Annotated in this window: 20 protein-coding genes; 13 read left to right on the plus strand and 7 right to left on the minus strand. The window is 37.0% G+C overall.

Going from position 1 to position 15,897, the window contains the following annotated elements; all coding sequences use genetic code 11:
* Positions 1 to 14 precede the first annotated feature (14 nt).
* From AC0INN_RS17620 to AC0INN_RS17630, 3 genes are all read left to right on the plus strand, one after another.
* Positions 15 to 449, plus strand: coding sequence for a hypothetical protein (locus tag AC0INN_RS17620; protein WP_172284069.1), 435 nt, complete (start codon positions 15 to 17; stop codon positions 447 to 449).
* A gap of 9 nt (positions 450 to 458) precedes the next feature.
* Positions 459 to 1,796: a UDP-N-acetylmuramate--L-alanine ligase gene (locus AC0INN_RS17625; RefSeq protein WP_273650846.1), complete on the plus strand. Its 1,338-nt coding sequence runs from the start codon at positions 459 to 461 to the stop codon at positions 1,794 to 1,796.
* Between the two features lie 346 nt (positions 1,797 to 2,142).
* Entirely contained in the window at positions 2,143 to 2,925 is a 783-nt protein-coding gene (locus AC0INN_RS17630) for a C-type lectin domain-containing protein (RefSeq protein ID WP_306614324.1), read from the plus strand.
* Between the two features lie 56 nt (positions 2,926 to 2,981).
* Here AC0INN_RS17630 and AC0INN_RS17635 read toward each other — a convergent pair whose 3' ends face one another.
* The 3 genes from AC0INN_RS17635 to AC0INN_RS17645 form a co-directional block, all read right to left on the minus strand.
* The gene (locus AC0INN_RS17635) at positions 2,982 to 3,434 is read right to left on the minus strand and encodes a lipocalin family protein (protein ID WP_306614326.1); all 453 of its coding nucleotides are present in this window, start codon (positions 3,432 to 3,434) and stop codon (positions 2,982 to 2,984) included.
* 38 nt (positions 3,435 to 3,472) lie between these two features.
* A complete protein-coding gene (locus tag AC0INN_RS17640) occupies positions 3,473 to 4,537 on the minus strand; it encodes an NAD(P)H-dependent flavin oxidoreductase (RefSeq protein ID WP_306614328.1) in 1,065 nt (354 codons plus the stop codon).
* Positions 4,538 to 4,688: 151 nt separating this feature from the next.
* Positions 4,689 to 5,564, minus strand: coding sequence for an aldo/keto reductase (locus AC0INN_RS17645; protein WP_273650842.1), 876 nt, complete (start codon positions 5,562 to 5,564; stop codon positions 4,689 to 4,691).
* A gap of 125 nt (positions 5,565 to 5,689) precedes the next feature.
* On the opposite strand from AC0INN_RS17645, the gene AC0INN_RS17650 reads away from it, so the two are divergent.
* Both AC0INN_RS17650 and AC0INN_RS17655 read left to right on the plus strand, forming a co-directional pair.
* Entirely contained in the window at positions 5,690 to 6,124 is a 435-nt protein-coding gene (locus tag AC0INN_RS17650) for a GNAT family N-acetyltransferase (protein ID WP_306614331.1), read from the plus strand.
* Positions 6,124 to 6,600 (plus strand): GNAT family N-acetyltransferase, encoded by a 477-nt coding sequence (locus AC0INN_RS17655; RefSeq protein WP_306614333.1) that lies wholly within the window; start codon positions 6,124 to 6,126, stop codon positions 6,598 to 6,600. Before AC0INN_RS17650 ends, AC0INN_RS17655 begins: the two co-directional genes overlap by 1 nt.
* Here the strand turns inward: AC0INN_RS17655 and AC0INN_RS17660 are convergent.
* On the minus strand, positions 6,577 to 7,473 hold the full coding sequence (locus AC0INN_RS17660) for a LysR family transcriptional regulator (RefSeq protein WP_306614336.1): 897 nt from the start codon (positions 7,471 to 7,473) through the stop codon (positions 6,577 to 6,579). The two genes, AC0INN_RS17655 and AC0INN_RS17660, sit on opposite strands and share 24 nt — an antisense overlap.
* A gap of 118 nt (positions 7,474 to 7,591) precedes the next feature.
* On the opposite strand from AC0INN_RS17660, the gene AC0INN_RS17665 reads away from it, so the two are divergent.
* Together AC0INN_RS17665 and AC0INN_RS17670 are read left to right on the plus strand one after the other, a co-directional pair.
* Complete coding sequence (locus AC0INN_RS17665) at positions 7,592 to 8,176, plus strand: Crp/Fnr family transcriptional regulator (protein ID WP_306614338.1); 585 nt, start codon at positions 7,592 to 7,594, stop codon at positions 8,174 to 8,176.
* A 270-nt stretch (positions 8,177 to 8,446) separates the two neighbouring features.
* Complete coding sequence (locus AC0INN_RS17670) at positions 8,447 to 9,235, plus strand: alpha/beta hydrolase (protein ID WP_306614340.1); 789 nt, start codon at positions 8,447 to 8,449, stop codon at positions 9,233 to 9,235.
* Positions 9,236 to 9,307: 72 nt separating this feature from the next.
* On the opposite strand, the gene AC0INN_RS17675 is transcribed toward AC0INN_RS17670, so the two are convergent.
* Entirely contained in the window at positions 9,308 to 10,042 is a 735-nt protein-coding gene (locus AC0INN_RS17675; protein WP_306614342.1) for a metallophosphoesterase family protein, read from the minus strand.
* A 194-nt stretch (positions 10,043 to 10,236) separates the two neighbouring features.
* Between AC0INN_RS17675 and AC0INN_RS17680 the strand changes: the two genes are divergently transcribed.
* The 6 genes from AC0INN_RS17680 to AC0INN_RS17705 all read left to right on the plus strand — a co-directional run bounded on the left by AC0INN_RS17680 (position 10,237) and on the right by AC0INN_RS17705 (position 14,894).
* Complete coding sequence (locus AC0INN_RS17680) at positions 10,237 to 10,854, plus strand: NAD(P)H-dependent oxidoreductase (RefSeq protein ID WP_273650835.1); 618 nt, start codon at positions 10,237 to 10,239, stop codon at positions 10,852 to 10,854.
* Positions 10,851 to 11,735 carry an NAD-dependent epimerase/dehydratase family protein gene (locus AC0INN_RS17685; RefSeq protein ID WP_306614344.1) on the plus strand — a complete coding sequence of 295 codons (885 nt, stop codon included), beginning with the start codon at positions 10,851 to 10,853 and terminating at the stop codon, positions 11,733 to 11,735. The genes AC0INN_RS17680 and AC0INN_RS17685 overlap by 4 nt, the downstream gene beginning before the upstream one ends.
* An 11-nt stretch (positions 11,736 to 11,746) precedes the next feature.
* Positions 11,747 to 12,034 (plus strand): putative quinol monooxygenase, encoded by a 288-nt coding sequence (locus AC0INN_RS17690; protein WP_306614346.1) that lies wholly within the window; start codon positions 11,747 to 11,749, stop codon positions 12,032 to 12,034.
* An 80-nt stretch (positions 12,035 to 12,114) separates the two neighbouring features.
* Positions 12,115 to 12,789, plus strand: coding sequence for a type 1 glutamine amidotransferase domain-containing protein (locus AC0INN_RS17695; RefSeq protein ID WP_273650832.1), 675 nt, complete (start codon positions 12,115 to 12,117; stop codon positions 12,787 to 12,789).
* 23 nt (positions 12,790 to 12,812) lie between these two features.
* Complete coding sequence (locus tag AC0INN_RS17700; RefSeq protein WP_273650831.1) at positions 12,813 to 13,796, plus strand: aldo/keto reductase; 984 nt, start codon at positions 12,813 to 12,815, stop codon at positions 13,794 to 13,796.
* Between the two features lie 126 nt (positions 13,797 to 13,922).
* A complete protein-coding gene (locus tag AC0INN_RS17705; protein ID WP_273650830.1) occupies positions 13,923 to 14,894 on the plus strand; it encodes a cyclase family protein in 972 nt (323 codons plus the stop codon).
* 110 nt (positions 14,895 to 15,004) lie between these two features.
* Here AC0INN_RS17705 and AC0INN_RS17710 read toward each other — a convergent pair whose 3' ends face one another.
* Positions 15,005 to 15,448: a carboxymuconolactone decarboxylase family protein gene (locus tag AC0INN_RS17710; RefSeq protein WP_273650829.1), complete on the minus strand. Its 444-nt coding sequence runs from the start codon at positions 15,446 to 15,448 to the stop codon at positions 15,005 to 15,007.
* Positions 15,449 to 15,453: 5 nt separating this feature from the next.
* The gene (locus AC0INN_RS17715) at positions 15,454 to 15,885 is read right to left on the minus strand and encodes a MauE/DoxX family redox-associated membrane protein (protein ID WP_273650828.1); all 432 of its coding nucleotides are present in this window, start codon (positions 15,883 to 15,885) and stop codon (positions 15,454 to 15,456) included.
* Positions 15,886 to 15,897 lie beyond the last annotated feature (12 nt).

Below are 15,897 nucleotides of genomic sequence, written 5' to 3' on the forward strand. Positions count from 1 at the left end.
AAGGTAAATTACATATGAAAAGAATAATAGAGATCTTATTCGCAATCATAGTATTAGTTTCATGCAACAGTCAAAAAGTATATTCAAATTTCGACATTAGCTATTCCAAAAGCGGAGGCTACGCTCCTGCTTATGAAAACCTGCTTATAAAAGATAATACTGCACACTATTCTTTTGAGGGCGAAGGAAAAAAGATCAAACAGGATTTTAAGGTTTCTGATGAAGACCTGAAGAAACTCAATAACATTTTGTCTCAGAATAACTTCAGAAGGATACAGGAAGATCACAAAAAACTGTATGATAACGTAACGACTTCTATTAATGTAAAGAAAGGCCCTAATGAAGGAAGTAAAACGGATGCCAGCCTGATTATGCCGAATTTCAGGACCAATTGGACGAATATTACCAATGCATTTCAGGAGATCATTAATAATAATGTTAAAAAATAATAAATACAATTGAAGACCCATTTCATTGCGATCGGAGGAAGTGCCATGCATAATCTTGCCATAGCACTAAAAGATAAAGGATATCAGGTGACAGGCTCTGATGATGCCATTTTTGAACCGTCAAAATCAAGACTTGAAAACAAAGGAATACTTCCTCAGGAAATGGGTTGGTTTCCCGAAAAGATCACTTCAGATCTTGATGCAGTCATTTTGGGGATGCATGCTCATCAGGATAACCCTGAATTGGCAAAAGCAAAAGAATTAGGCCTGAAAATATACTCTTATCCTGAATTTCTTTACGAACAGTCTAAAGATAAAACAAGAGTAGTTATTGCAGGATCACACGGGAAGACCACCATTACTTCCATGATTCTGCATGTCCTTAATTTTCATCAGAAAGAGGTGGACTTTATGGTAGGAGCACAATTGGAAGGCTTCGACTGTATGGTGAAATTAACTCCTGATAACGATTTTATGGTATTGGAAGGTGACGAATATCTTTCATCCCCTATAGACCTGCGTTCTAAATTTTTATTATATCAGCCGAACATCGCTCTTCTAAGCGGAATTGCCTGGGATCATATCAATGTGTTCAAAACATTCGATGATTATATAGAACAATTCAGAAAATTTGTAGCCAGCATCACTCCTGGTGGTGTATTAGTATACAATGAAGAAGATCCGGAAGTGGTAAAAGTAGTGGACAATGCGGAAAATTATTTCAGAAAAATACCCTATAAAACTCCGGAGTATGAGATCAGTAATGGGCAGGTCCTGTTAAAAACTGAAATGGGAGATATCCCACTTTCTGTTTTCGGAGCCCATAACCTTCTGAACCTGGAAGGGGCCAGACACATCTGCCGTCAGCTAGGTATTATGGATGAAGATTTCTACGAGGCAATTATGAGCTTTAAAGGTGCCTCAAAACGTCTTGAAAAAGTAGAAAGAGAAGATAAAGCCATTCTTTACAAGGATTTTGCCCACGCTCCAAGTAAAGTAAAAGCAGCGGTAAAAGCTTTTAATGAACAGTTTAAAGGAGAGAAAAAATACGGATTCCTTGAACTGCACACCTATTCAAGTTTAAATCCTGCTTTTTTAGAGCAATATGATCATGCCATGGATGGCCTGGATGAGGCTATTGTATTCTATTCTGAAGATGCCTTAAAGATTAAAAGAATGGACCCGATATCTCCTGATCTGATTAAAGAAAAATTTAAAAACGACCATTTAAAAGTATTTACCAATGCGGAGGAGCTTCATGCGTATTGGGATATTCTGGATAAAAAGCAAGGTGTTTTCCTGATGATGAGCTCGGGTAACTTTGGTGGATTAGATCTCACAAAATAATTATTCATATAAATAAGTAATTATAAAAAAGCTTCCCTCTTTAAAAGAGGGAAGCTTTTTTATTCTTGGAAATAAAATAGTAAACTCCAACGAGAAATTTTCATCAGTTTAGATTGAAAAATTTCTAAGATTAGATTAAAAAATTATTCTAAGTGGCAATATTTTCAATTACAATAATTAAGATGCAATGAAATTATAAAAAATAATTTCAAACAAATTATATAATCAGTAATAAAAAAAACACAAAACAAAAATCATATATCAATGATTTACAGTAAATTAAAACAATACTCCTCTTGATAACTTGAATATTTTTAATTACTTTTATATCAAATAATACACAGCAATGAAAAAGAAATTACTGTTTTTTATGGTATTGCCAATGGCAATATCAGCACAAGTAGGGATTAATACAACCCAACCCACAAAAACTCTTGATGTAAATGGAGAGCTAAGGATTCGAACTTTAAATCAGGGAACTGAAACTGATGTTATTCTCTCGGCAGATGCAGCCGGGAATGTAAGAAAAATTTCGAGAAATGAATTGAACGGTGGTGGATCATCAGGTTTCAATTCCACGATTCTGGGATATGATCCCCAGCCTGTCTCCAAAAGACAAATTCCGCCAGGACCAGTTCCGGGAGGGGGAACAGCTACAGAACTCGGATGTAAAAAATGGGCTGTTAATAACCATACCTATTGTGCGTACCAGATTTCTCAACCTATTACCTGGTTCAATGCGTTTAACTTTGGAAAGCAAATGGGAGGCTATCTCGTAACAATGCCCAGTGATGCAGAAAGAGCATGGGTAAATACAAATATTGTAGCATCCGGAACTGGATATAATCTGGCCAACAATATTTGGATAGGATTCAATAAGATCAGAAGACCGGGGAACCCCGACCAGCTACAATGGATCACCGGGGAAGAGTTCAGAATCAATTGGTCGACGAATCCGGCAACAACTGAAAACTGGTTCGCATCCGGAGAGCCTAATAACGCCGGAGGTACAGAAGGAGCCACACACATTCTGGTTGGTGGAGAAAGAAAATGGAATGATATGGCTGGAACTGTAACCAATTCAAACAGCAGCCCGATGGATCAGCTTATTATTGAGTTCAACGAATAAACAAATAACGACCTTTATTTTCAAAAAAAGCTCCTTTCGTCCGAAAGGAGCTTTTTTTAATTTATTCTGGTAAAAAACCTTCTGATCACATCATTTATTCCATCGCCATCCATATCTTGGGTACGGTCTTCCATGATCATTTCGGATTGGGTAAGTTTTGTAACGAAATATGGATAATCCTGTTCCCCCTCATACCAAAATTGACCGGTTGGTTTATCAAAAGTATAGTTTCTGGTAACAACATCAGTCTGAATACACGTAGTACTTTGCTGGGCATAAGTTGTTGAAGTCATATTGGTTTGTCTGAACTCATGCGTGCTTTTTTTCTGACAATCTGTAGAAAAATTGGTTTTTGTCTGATGATCTTTTGAAGTGTACAATTCAGATTTTTCAATATACCACTTCCCGATTATTGTCCCTACATTGGGATCAATAGTATCCAATGTTTCACTATCACTACCACATGCAAGCATTGACAATAAAGCTAAAGGTAAAAATATTCTTTTCATATATGCTGGGCTTAAAGCCTGCAAAAATAGACAATTTTTCAGGATATTTTTTCAACATCAAGAATCAGCCTTTTTAAAATATCCATAGTGGATGCTTCACTGTACGGATGAACCGATTGCCCTAGCCATATATTCACAAACTCCACATTACCCTTAAGTTTTGCCGTTTTTCTTAAAATCCCTGTCAGCTTATTTTGATAAGGGTAAGGCAGAATATAGTCAGAATTCTCAAGGGCTTCAATAAATCTATTTCTTATCCCTCTTGCATAACGGCCCGAGAAGCTTTTGGTCAAAAGAATTTCGTCTTCTCTTACTTTCTTTAATCTTTCTTTTTCAAATGACTGCAAAGCGCTTTCCTGAGAAGCCAATAATATACTGCCCACCTGGAACCCTTTTGCTCCAAGTTCATTTGCCGCCAATATGGTTCTTGCATTATAAATCCCACCTGCATAAATCAAAGGAACCTTCACATGATCGAATACCTGCGATAAAAGAGACAGGCCTCCTATCTGCGGAATCCGATCTCCGTCAAATGTTCCCCTATGTCCTCCAGCCTCAATTCCCTGAACACAGATTATATCAATACCAGATTTCTCCAGATTCAAAGCTTCTTCCACTGAAGTACACGTTCCAATAAGGGTTATTCCATTTTCTTTTAATTTCTGAATGCTATTATCGTCAAGATTTCCAAATGTAAAGCTCAGGATCTTACATCCTTCTTCAATGATGGCATCAATTTGCTCGTGATAAGTGTTCACTTTAAGATCTTCGAGATCAGGAAGGCTGACCTCCAGATTATTTTCTGCCGCAAGCTCTTCAATAAAATTTTTGGTCTTTATGTATTTCTGTCGTATGGAGTCTGTGATCGGAGGGATATTATGGGTAAAAATGTTAACGGCAAATGGCTGGTCAGCAAGTTCTTTTGTGGCCTTAATCAACTCAACGGATTGTTCCGCAGATAAATCAGCTAATGCCAGAGTTCCCAAGCAACCAACCTTTGAAGCTGACGCCGTCATCTCAGGAGTACTTACTCCGAACATAGGAGCCTGAATAACGGGATATCTTATGTTTAATTTTTCAACGAGTGTATTTGACCAGAACATACAAATTATTTTATTTTAAAGTACAAAAAATAGATACTGCTCCATCTCAGTAGATATATCTACTTAAAAAAAACAATTCCCACAGATCTCACAAGCATACAGACTATTTCTGTAAAAACCTCAGGAGCTGTGGGAACTGATAGATCTTATATTAGATATCTGCTATAGAATTCAGCATTTTCTTCTCCCATTCAGGATCTTTCGGATCAAAGAACAGTCTTTTACCCGTATCCAGCGAGCGAACGATATTCATTTCATCTTCTGTTAAGCTGAAATCAAACACATTAAAATTCTCCTCAATTCTGGATGGAGTAATGGATTTCGGAATAATAACAAAACCTTCCTGTAGATGCCATCTCAAAATAACCTGCGCTACTGTTTTGGAATATTTTTCTGCAATTGATTTTAGCTCAGGGTTTTGTAGAAGCTCAGCATTTCCGTTTCCAAGCGGACTCCATGGCTCCGTTACAATATTATTTTCACGGTCATAAGCTACCATTTCTTTTTGCTGGAAAATAGGATGCAATTCAATCTGATTGATCACTGGAAGAACAGTCGAATTCGCTTTTAACTCTTCTAGTTTTTCCACTGTAAAATTACATACTCCAATCGCTTTGATCTTTCCTTCATGATATAATTCTTCCAATGCTTTCCACGCACCTAAGAAATCCCCGAAAGGCCAGTGAATAAGATACATATCAAGGTAATCCAGTTGCAATCTGTCCAGTGTTCTTTGAAATGCCGCTTTAGCTTTTTCATACCCATGATCCTGCACCCAAAGTTTTGAGGTAATGAACAGCTCATCCCTATTCACACCACTATTTCTCACTGCGCTTCCTACAGCCTTTTCATTAAGATATATAGATGCAGTATCGATCATTCTGTAGCCTGTTTGAATAGCTTTGATCACAGCATCTTCACAAACTTTCAGATCATCAATCTGCCATACTCCGAATCCTAGTGCCGGAATATCAATTCCGTTATTTAAAGTAACAACCGGCTGCCCTGTGTACATTTTTTTCTGCATAATTCTTTATTTTAATTTTTAACATAAAGTCTAACAAATTTGCAACAAAAAATTGAAATTTTACACCTTAAATCCCTGCTTTATGAAATTTAAAAATTATTTATTTTTGCACAAAAATTAAGATAATGAACTATCAGATTATAAAGGCACAATCAAAGGATTATCCCAGGATCATGGAAATCTGGGCTTCATCAGTGAAAGCAACCCATCATTTTCTTGCGGAAGAGGATTTTAATTATTTTCAGGAAGTGATTCCTAGAGATTATCTACCTCACTTAGATGTTTACCTGATAACGGAAGATAATAAAGCAAAGGGATTTGCATCAGTTGCCGGGGATACTCTTGAAATGTTGTTTATCCATGATGATTTCCGAGGAAAAGGATACGGGAAAAAATTATATCAGTTTATGAAAGATCATATCGGTTTTACGAAGCTGGATGTCAATGAGCAAAATCCTCAGGCGATTGGCTTTTATGAAAAAATGGGGTTTAAAAGAGTAGGAAGATCAGAAAAAGATGGCTCCGGAAAAGATTATCCTATTATCCATATGGCAATATAATGGATCCGTTCACACTGATTAAGATTGACGCCTCTTCAGAGATGCCCTATGAATTGCTTCTGCTGGCTGATGAAACTGTGGAAGCAATCCATAAATACATATTTGATTGTGATGTATATGTTCTTAAAGAAAAGTCCCGATCGATAGCCGTAATGGCCCTTTACCGGATTAATAATACTGAATTGGAAATTAAAAACATAGCAGTTGACAGCCCGTATCAGGGAAAAAGTATTGGTGGTCTTTTAATCGATAAAGCGAAGGAAATAGCAAACAAGAATCACTTTCATTCCCTATTAGTAGGAACTTCAGATACAGGCTTCCGGCAAATCCGCTTTTATGAGAAAAACGGTTTTGTGAAAAAAGGAATACGCAAAGACTTTTTTATTCAAAACTATCCGGATCCTATTTTTGAAAATGGAATTCAGATGCGGGACATGGTCGTTTTAGAGTTTTTAACTCATCACTTCTCTGAATAATTTCTTGATATGCCCGATCTCTGCCTGATAACTTGTTTTTTTCCGGCATCCGAAATATAAAGTATTTTCCAGCTTTTTATCTCCTTCCCAGATCAATTTTACATCTCCGCTTTCAATTTCGTTTTTACATAAAAAATCAGGAACTACAGCCAATCCTGTCCCTCCTTTCAGACAACGGATAATAGAATTAAGATTAGGAACGATATAATTGGGACGGAAATTAGGTTTATTTCCAAAATTCAGGATCCAGAATTGGAATAAATGTTCCATATCACCTGTTGTTCCATACCATTTCTCCTGTTTAAGCCATTCTTCTATCTTATCAGGATCTTTGGTTTTAAGAACCTTTTTAAAAGCATCGGTATCTACATCTTTCCCCCCCACCAGAATAATCTGTTCGGATGAAAATGCTTCATGCTCAATATTCAGTGATGATCCCTTTTTGGGTGTTATAATAAGATCAAGAATCCCTTTATCAAGCTGATCCAGCATCTCCGGATACTCCCCGAAGCTGATGATCAAATTAAAAGGTAAAGAGGAAACATATTGCTCCAAAGTAGTTTGAAAAGTCTCGAAACACATCCCTACACTGATTGTCGGTGTATGCTTTTCTGTTGATTTCTGAAAGTTTTTCTCTACATTCTCAAGCTTTAAAAGCGGTTCAAAAACAGCATTATAAAGCACCTTCCCTCTTTCTGTGGGAATCATTTTTCTTCCGGTCCGGTCAAAGAGTTTATATCCTACATAAGCCTCAAGTGAGCTTAGATGAAGACTTACACCAGGCTGTGAAATGAACAAACTTTCCGCAGCTCCGGTTAACGTTCCTGTCTTGTAGATCTCTTTAAACGTACGGTACCACTCTAAATTAACCATATCAAATCATTTAAATTATGATACAAAACTACAAAATAATCAGAATACTAATAGATAGAAATTGACTATGCTTTGCATCAATAATTGTAATACCTTTGTGTAAAGGCTTGATTCAGGCATGAAAAAGGACATTCAGACATTTCATCAATTTCTAAATTCTATCGGGGAAATTTCAACACAAGATTTTGACCTGATATGTCAATATATGGAAATAAAGGAAATGGGAGTGGGAACTATTCTCCTGCAGGAAGGAAAAATCGCAAAAGATCTGTTCTTTGTACTGGATGGTATTTTAAAGATCGTCTCCACTAATGAAAAAGGGAACGAAGTCATTCATTTTTTTATTAAAGAAAATAAATTTTGTACAATCCTATACAGTTTTACAGATGAAGTTATTTCAAGGGAAGAAATCATTGCTGCAACTTCTGCCCGGGTTTTGGTATTTTCCAGGAAAAATCTGAATGAATTATTTGAGAAACTACCTCACTTTAAGAATCTGATAGAAAATATTACCCAAAAAACCCTGATGGAAAAAATTAAAGCCAGAAACCATTTAATGGGAGAAGAAGCCACAATACGGTATCACAAGTTTATTTCCGACCATCCAGACCTAATGCTTAAAGTTCCTTTAAGTGATGTGGCTTCCTACTTGGGAATAACGCAACAATCTCTTAGCCGGATCAGAAAAAATATTAACTTTTAATTTTTGACTTAAAGTCATTGGATACCAAGAAGTATCTCCATTCAATTACAATCATAGCTGCTTTTTCATCATAAAAGTTATCTTCATTCATTAAAAAAATCCCCCCGATGGAAAAAAGTACAATAAATATATACTTTTAGCCATTTTTTCGAACCTGTACCGTCTCTATCTTTGCCCTGTTAAGTTATTCTAAAGTCAGATAGCTTAGCAGGGAATCAGACAATTGGTCTGGTCCGTACCAAAAAAAATTTAACCTTAAAATATATACTTATGAAAAAGACTTCAATTTCAAAACAATCAAGGTTCTTACCTTTCTTAGCTGTTTTATTTATGTTATTCGGTGGAATATCTGCTTTATCAGCTCAATCATCTAAAGTAGTAAAAAACATTGTGCTGGTGCATGGGGCATTCGTAGATGGTTCCGGTTACAGGGGTGTTTATGATATCCTTACAAAAAAGGGATATAATGTTACCGTGGTACAAAACCCGCTAACTTCGTTGGCAGATGATGTTCAGGCAACAAAGGATGCACTTGACAAGCAGGACGGTCCAACTATTCTTGTGGGACATTCCTATGGCGGAACAGTGATTACTGAATCCGGAGATCATCCCAATGTAGCAGCATTGGTTTATGTAGCGGCATTTCAGCTTGATGAGGGTGAATCAGCTGTAGACTGGGCAAAAACAGAACCTGCATCTCCTAAGAGCGGAATTTTGCCTCCGGATGAAAAAGGATTTCTTTACTATGACAAAGCTAAATTTCACGCAGGATTTTGTGCAGATCTGCCTAAAGAACAAGCTGATTTCATGTATGCTTCGCAAGGACGTTTTTCTGCAGCAGCTCTGGGCGCTAAAGTAACAAAAGCACCATGGAAAACAAAACCATCTTATGGTATCGTTGCCACTCAGGATGAGGCGATACTTCCTTCTATTCAACGCAAAATGTACCAAAAAGGACATGCAAAAATCACAGAAATAAAAGGAAGCCATGTTGTATTTATTTCTCATCCACAGGAAGTGGCGGATGTGATCATCAGAGCATCAAAAGAAGTAAAATAATAGTAATAAACATCCTCACATTCAAAGCTGTTTCAAAAAATTGAAACAGCTTTGAATTATTTAGATTAAAAATTAACCGACTTCGTTTCTCAGAAAACATGCATAATAATTGGGAATTCCACTGGCTTCAATACTTTTAGCCACCGTTTCGAGCGGATACTCCAGTTGAATGATCTCAGGGACTACCTCTTTTTCATTCAACGTCAGAATTACGTAAGATGCTAATCTGTTTTCTTCCTTTGATCGACCCACAGAACCAGTATTAATTGCCCATTTTTCACCAATCTTCTTCTTGAAAGAGATATGAGTGTGTCCCATCAGAATAAGATCCGAATCAGAATCCTTCAGCATTTCGTTAAACACCTCATCAGCTTCATATTCGTAGAGATAAGTATCATTACTTTTCAGAGACGAATGTACCAGCTGGATATTCCAATATCTGCCTCCTGTCTTATAGTTTAATTTGATGTGGAAAGGAAGCTCGGCCAAAAAGGATTTATTCTCATCCGTAATAGATTTCCGGGAGTGGTCTATAGCTTCAAACCGAGCTATTGTTTCTTCTTCGGAATGTTTGCTTAGCGGAATTACGGGCAGGTCGAAAGCAATTCTTTCATCATGATTCCCCAGTATACAAGGAATATGGTTCTTCCTGATCTTGTCAATTACTTCATTTCCCCACGGTGCAAAGTCCACCAGGTCACCCAGACAGAATTTTTGAGTAATTCCTCTTTGATCTATATCCTGTAAAACCACTTCTAAAGCCGGAAGATTACCATGTATATCACTAAAAACGGCTATCTGTATCATATACCACTCAAATTTACCTAACAAAATTACATGAGAAAATAATAAATAGCGTGCAGAAGGAATATGATATTCAACCATAATGCCTTAAAATTTAATGTATCATTATTCTAATATTAAACTATAATTTATATTATTTTTATCATAGCAGAACACAACCTAACTTTGCATCATAAATTTTAAACAATCATAAAACAATGAAAAAAGTATTAATAATTAATGGTGGACAAAACTTTGGACATTCCGGAGGAAAATATAATAAAACAGTTGCTGATAATACATTGGAAGTATTAAAAAATTTTGAAAATGTAGAAGTTAAAGTAACCAACATAGCAGACGGATATGATAAAAATGAAGAAGTTCAGAAATTTGTGTGGGCCGATTATATAATTTACCACACTCCGATCTGGTGGTTTCAGCTTCCGAACGGATTCAAGAAATACATTGATGAAGTTTTCACTGCTGGACATGCTAAAGGCATTTATCTGAGCGACGGGAGAACAGCCGAAAACCCAGAGATCAATTATGGAACCGGAGGAATGCTCGGTGGCAGAAAATATATGGTAACAACCAGCTGGAATGCTCCAGAAACTGCGTTTACTCTTCCCGGAGAGTTTTTTAATGAAACGAGTGTAGATAACGGACCATTATTTGGATTCCACAGGATGAATGCTTTCGTTTCTTTACAGAAAATGGATAGCTTTCACTTCCATGATGTGGAAAAGAATGCCAATATAGAACGTGATATGAAACGGTACCAGGATCATATTAAAAATGTTTTCGAAAAAGAATTAAAAGTACAATTAGCCTCATGAAAAAAATACTAATAACTGGAATTACAGGCTATATCGGAGGAAGTATTGCTAAAAAATTACAGGATAAAAACTATACAGTAATAGGTCTGGTCCGTAACGAGACCCAAGCTAAAGAACTGGCGTCTGCGGGAATTGAAACCATCGTCGGAAGCATCCATAATGAAGCCCTTCTCCGCGCTGCCATTGAAAAATCAGATGCAATCATTCACAATGCCGATTCGGCAGATGATGCTTATGCTGTGGACAGCATTATCAATGCACTGGAAGGAACCGGAAAAACATTTATTTTCACTTCAGGTTCAGCTATTTTGGGAGGAAAGGAAAACGGAGAAAAAAGTGACTTTATTTTCACTGAAGATATTCCTTTAAACCCAAGGCTGGAAATGGCTTCCAGGGTTCTGATCAATGACTGCGTTTTAAGATCTGCACAAAAGAATATCAGAAGTATTGTTATTGCCCCTACAATGGTATATGGTACAGGTCTTGGGATCAAAAAAGACAGCATTCAGATTCCTGCCCTGACTCAATTCTCAAAAGAAAAGGGATTTGGCGTTTATTTCGGGAAAGGAGAAAATATCTGGTCAAATATCCACATTGAAGATCTGGCAGACCTCTATGTACTTGCTCTGGAAAATGCAAAAGCAGGCTCCCTGTATTACGCAGAAAACGGCTCATCCAATATCAGGAATATAGCTGAAACCATCAGTACAAAATATGGATTGGAGCCTGCACAATCTTTAAGCGTACAGGAGGCAGTAGATCGGTTTAGCCCTGCGGGTGGTTATTTTGGATTTGCCTCTAATAGCCTGTGTAATGCGGACAAAGCAAAAAAAGAACTGGGCTGGACTCCACAGTATCATTCAATCGAAGACTTTATTTAAATACAATTATTATGAAAATATATTTAACAGCGATTATAAAAGCAAAAGAAGAATACCGTGCAGAAGTACTTGAAGTTCTTCAGAACATGGTAAAAGAAATGAGAAAAGAGGAAGCATGCGAACTTTACAGCCTGCATCAGGGTATAGAGAACCAAAACGAATTTGTTTTCTATGAAATATGGAAAAATACAGCAGGGCTTGAACAACACAATCAACAGCCATATATTAAAGCTTTCGGAGCTCTGGTTGATGAAAAACTTCAGGAAGTTCCACAGATTTATAAAACCAACATTTTATAGCCATGAAAAAACTTGCAATTGTAATATTCAGCATATTCATGATAGGATTTGTCCAGTCACAAACCAAAAAATCAATTCATATGAAAAAGAAAATTTTATTTGTCGTAACAAGTCATGACAAAAAAGGAGATACCGGCGAGAGTACCGGATATTATTTAGGAGAGGTTTCTCATCCATGGGAGGTACTTTATCGCGCAGGCTATGATATAGATTTTGTAAGCCCTAAAGGAGGAACACCGCCAGTAGATGGCTTTGATCTTAAAGACCCGGTGAACAAAGAGTTTTGGGAAAACAAAGAATACAAAAATAAGATTGATCATTCTCTAAAACCTTCTGAGGTAAAGCCTTCTGATTATTTAGCTATCTTTTATGCCGGAGGTCATGGAGCGATGTGGGATCTTGCAGATAATACAGAATTAGCTTCCATTGCCTCAAAAATTTATGAAAACGGAGGAATTGTTGCCGGAGTTTGTCACGGACCCGCAGGTTTGGTCAACATTAAACTGAAAGACGGTAAATATCTTGTTGATGGTAAAAAAATCAATGCTTTTACCAATGAAGAGGAATCTGAGGTAAAACTAACGAATGTTGTTCCTTTCCTTCTGGAAGACCAGCTCAAAGCAAGAGGAGCGAAGTTTGAAAAATCAGGACTTTGGCAGACGCATGTTGTTACAGATCAAAGAGTGATTACAGGACAAAATCCTCAATCAGCAAAGGCTGTTGGTGAGGCTATTTTAAAAGAATTAAACAAATAATTTCAAACAATTTTTAAATCAAAATGGAATATAGAAAACTAGGTAATACTGACCTTGAATTATCAGTAATTACTCACGGGGCTTTTGCCATCGGTGGAAATATGTGGGGCGGAAATGAAAAACAAGATTCTATAAACTCTATTCATGCTTCTTTAGATAACGGAGTAACCTCTATTGATACGGCACCTTTTTACGGTTTCGGATTAAGTGAGGAAATGATCGGGGAAGCAATCAAAGGAAAAGACCGCTCAAAGATCCAGCTATTAACTAAGTTTGGCTTAGTATGGGACGGCAGCAATCAGGGAAAAGGTGAGTTCTTTTTTAATGCAGAAAAAGATGGTAAAACACTTCCTGTATATAAATTTGCATCTAAAGAAAACATCATTAAAGAAGTAGAAGAAAGCTTACAACGTTTAGGAACCGATTATATTGATCTTTTACAATTACACTGGCCGGATAACTCAACCCCTATCAGTGAAACTATGGAAGCTTTAGAAATGTTGATACAACAGGGAAAAATAAGAACTGCCGGTGTAAGCAATTACCTTGTGGAACAAATGGAAGAAGCTTCTAAAACGATTCAGCTGGCAAGTAATCAGGTATCATACAGCATGCTGAACAGAGCTATAGAAAAAGATTTAGTACCTTACTCTTTAGAGAACAATACCGGAATTATAGTGTATAGTCCAATGGAGAGAGGATTATTAACGGGTAAATATTTTAAACAAGCGCAATTAAAGGCTGATGATCACCGTAACGGATATTTTGCACAGTTTGATCTTGAAAAAGTAAAAGCTTTTCTGGAAACTTTGGAAACAATTGCCCAAGAAAAAAATGCTACCGTTTCACAGTTAGTCCTACGCTGGACCAGTTTACAACCCGCTATCAGTGTAGTATTGGCAGGAGCACGAAATGCCCAGCAGGCAATTGAAAACGCACAGGCAATGTCGTTTGAACTTTCTCGGGAAGAATTAGATACGATTAATTCTGCCCTTACCGGAATCTAACATAAAACAAGTTGGAAGAGAGAAGCTGCATACTCATTACATCTAATTGAATATCACTTATTCATACAGGGTTCAATAAACTTCCCTCTTCTAACTTCCCTTCTTTCTAATCCTAAATCATAGAAAATGAAAAATAATCTGATCACTTTGTTCGGGTTGGCTGCTTTATTGTCTTTTAACACCACAATAGTAAAAGCTCAAAAACAGTATATCAATCCTGACGATCAATCCTGGTACCCCTCAACATACGGGGTAAATGATGAAATAGGAGCCGCTAATCTCCTGACAGCGCAAGTTGTAAAAGCAGCCACTTCGCTTGTAAAACAAGGTAAAACATTACCTCTGGCTGTCGCTATTGATAAAAACCTTCCTGCTTTCCGTCACAGAAGCTTTAATTTATACAATATTCAACCCGGGGAACAGGCCGGCCAAAGTTTGGGTTCTAATAAATTCACATTCAATGACGAACTGGTTAATGGCTGGACCGGCGTTGGAACACAACTTAACGGAATCGGGCACATTGGTATCAATAATATCTACTACAATGGCAATAAAGCCGCTGATTTTGTAACTGTAGAAGGTGTGAAAAATCTGGGTATTGAAAAAGTTCCGCCATTTGTAACCCGCGGAGTGGTATTAGATATGACCGAACATTACGGAAAATCCATAGTTCCCGGAGGAACGGAATTTACAGTATCCGATATCAAAGCAGTATTGAAAAAACAGGGAATCACACTCAGAAAAGGAGATGTTGTTCTTTTCAACACAGGATGGCTTGAGCTCATTGGTAAAGACAACAAACAGTTTTTAGAAGTTGAACCCGGTATTGGTATGGAAGCAGCACAATGGCTTGCCGAGCAGGGAATTGTTGCTTTTGGCGGCGATACGTGGGCTTCCGAAGTCTACCCCAATCCCAAGAGTAAAGAAGAATTTCCTATTAATCAGTTTATGCTGGCAAAAAAAGGAATCTACAACCTGGAACTGATTGACAGCCGTCCTTTGGTAAAAGAAAAAATATGGGAATTCATGTTCGTTCTTGGCCAACCACTTTATAAAGGATCAACACAAGTAAATATCAACCCTGTCGCTATTTATTAATACTTCAGCGGAATTTGTAGTTTGAAATAATTAAAATCAGTAAACTGATTTTAAAAAGAGCTTCTCATGATTGAGAAGCTCTTGGTGTTAAATAAAACAATTTCAAAAAATTATTTCATAATCGGTAAATGTGTACTTATGGCAATTCTATTCCATGCATTAATCGTTACAATCGCCATAATGATCTGGGCAATCTGATTATCATCAAAGAATGTTTTTGCTTTTTGATATGTTTCTTCCGTCAATCCTTTATGGCTGATTAAGGTAATTTCTTCTGTCATTGCCAGTAAGATCTGTTCTTCTTCTGTGAACAGTTCTAAAGCCTCTCTCCAGGCATTTAAAAGATATATCCTTTGTGGAGTTTCTCCATATTTCACAGCATCTTTCGTATGCATATCCAGACAAAAAGCACAACCGTTGATTTGTGAAGCTCTGATTTTAATGAGCTCCTTTTGAATAGGATTTAAAGAAATGGTCTGAAGATATCCTTCCAATCCCATCATAGCTTTATAAGCTGCTGCATCCGTTTTTGCAATATTTACTCTTGCACTCATAATATTTATATTTTTTTGGTTAATTGATCTGCACTTAATGAAAATTGTCGTTGACTTGCCAATAAAAATGCCCCTGCACTTCCTACCCAGACTGAATAATCGAGAGGAGCTTTAGCCCCCAAAGCAATCGTCATGGATAAAGCAAAAATGAGCAATAAAAATCCGGCTCCGTAAGCTGCTATTCTGGTTTTATACCCCACAAGTAATAATAACGGAATAGCAATTTCAAAGAATGTAGCGGTATAAGCCGAAAACAGACTCAGCCCTTCAGGAAGAAAAAAAGTTAATTTCCGGGTGTATTTCTCAAAATTCTCCCAGTTCCCCCAGGCTGAATTTTTTCCCCAAAAACCAAAACGGTCCGCCACTGCTGAAAGCATTGTCACGGCAATTGCTACTCTTAAAAATAATTGCGGGAATTGCTCTTTTATATTTGTCATTGTATTAGCTTT

It is taken from the genome of Chryseobacterium subflavum, assembly GCF_055762745.1.

What these genes read in the sequence shown, in the direction of transcription:
- AC0INN_RS17620 (WP_172284069.1), top strand. Translation starts at nt 15, where the DNA reads ATGAAAAGAATAATAGAGATCTTATTCGCAATCATAGTATTAGTTTCA.
- AC0INN_RS17630 (WP_306614324.1), top strand. Translation starts at nt 2,143, where the DNA reads ATGAAAAAGAAATTACTGTTTTTTATGGTATTGCCAATGGCAATATCA.
- AC0INN_RS17635 (WP_306614326.1), bottom strand. Translation starts at nt 3,434, where the DNA reads ATGAAAAGAATATTTTTACCTTTAGCTTTATTGTCAATGCTTGCATGT.
- AC0INN_RS17640 (WP_306614328.1), bottom strand. Translation starts at nt 4,537, where the DNA reads ATGTTCTGGTCAAATACACTCGTTGAAAAATTAAACATAAGATATCCC.
- AC0INN_RS17645 (WP_273650842.1), bottom strand. Translation starts at nt 5,564, where the DNA reads ATGCAGAAAAAAATGTACACAGGGCAGCCGGTTGTTACTTTAAATAAC.
- AC0INN_RS17650 (WP_306614331.1), top strand. Translation starts at nt 5,690, where the DNA reads ATGAACTATCAGATTATAAAGGCACAATCAAAGGATTATCCCAGGATC.
- AC0INN_RS17655 (WP_306614333.1), top strand. Translation starts at nt 6,124, where the DNA reads ATGGATCCGTTCACACTGATTAAGATTGACGCCTCTTCAGAGATGCCC.
- AC0INN_RS17660 (WP_306614336.1), bottom strand. Translation starts at nt 7,473, where the DNA reads ATGGTTAATTTAGAGTGGTACCGTACGTTTAAAGAGATCTACAAGACA.
- AC0INN_RS17665 (WP_306614338.1), top strand. Translation starts at nt 7,592, where the DNA reads ATGAAAAAGGACATTCAGACATTTCATCAATTTCTAAATTCTATCGGG.
- AC0INN_RS17670 (WP_306614340.1), top strand. Translation starts at nt 8,447, where the DNA reads ATGAAAAAGACTTCAATTTCAAAACAATCAAGGTTCTTACCTTTCTTA.
- AC0INN_RS17675 (WP_306614342.1), bottom strand. Translation starts at nt 10,042, where the DNA reads ATGATACAGATAGCCGTTTTTAGTGATATACATGGTAATCTTCCGGCT.
- AC0INN_RS17680 (WP_273650835.1), top strand. Translation starts at nt 10,237, where the DNA reads ATGAAAAAAGTATTAATAATTAATGGTGGACAAAACTTTGGACATTCC.
- AC0INN_RS17685 (WP_306614344.1), top strand. Translation starts at nt 10,851, where the DNA reads ATGAAAAAAATACTAATAACTGGAATTACAGGCTATATCGGAGGAAGT.
- AC0INN_RS17690 (WP_306614346.1), top strand. Translation starts at nt 11,747, where the DNA reads ATGAAAATATATTTAACAGCGATTATAAAAGCAAAAGAAGAATACCGT.
- AC0INN_RS17695 (WP_273650832.1), top strand. Translation starts at nt 12,115, where the DNA reads ATGAAAAAGAAAATTTTATTTGTCGTAACAAGTCATGACAAAAAAGGA.
- AC0INN_RS17700 (WP_273650831.1), top strand. Translation starts at nt 12,813, where the DNA reads ATGGAATATAGAAAACTAGGTAATACTGACCTTGAATTATCAGTAATT.
- AC0INN_RS17705 (WP_273650830.1), top strand. Translation starts at nt 13,923, where the DNA reads ATGAAAAATAATCTGATCACTTTGTTCGGGTTGGCTGCTTTATTGTCT.
- AC0INN_RS17710 (WP_273650829.1), bottom strand. Translation starts at nt 15,448, where the DNA reads ATGAGTGCAAGAGTAAATATTGCAAAAACGGATGCAGCAGCTTATAAA.
- AC0INN_RS17715 (WP_273650828.1), bottom strand. Translation starts at nt 15,885, where the DNA reads ATGACAAATATAAAAGAGCAATTCCCGCAATTATTTTTAAGAGTAGCA.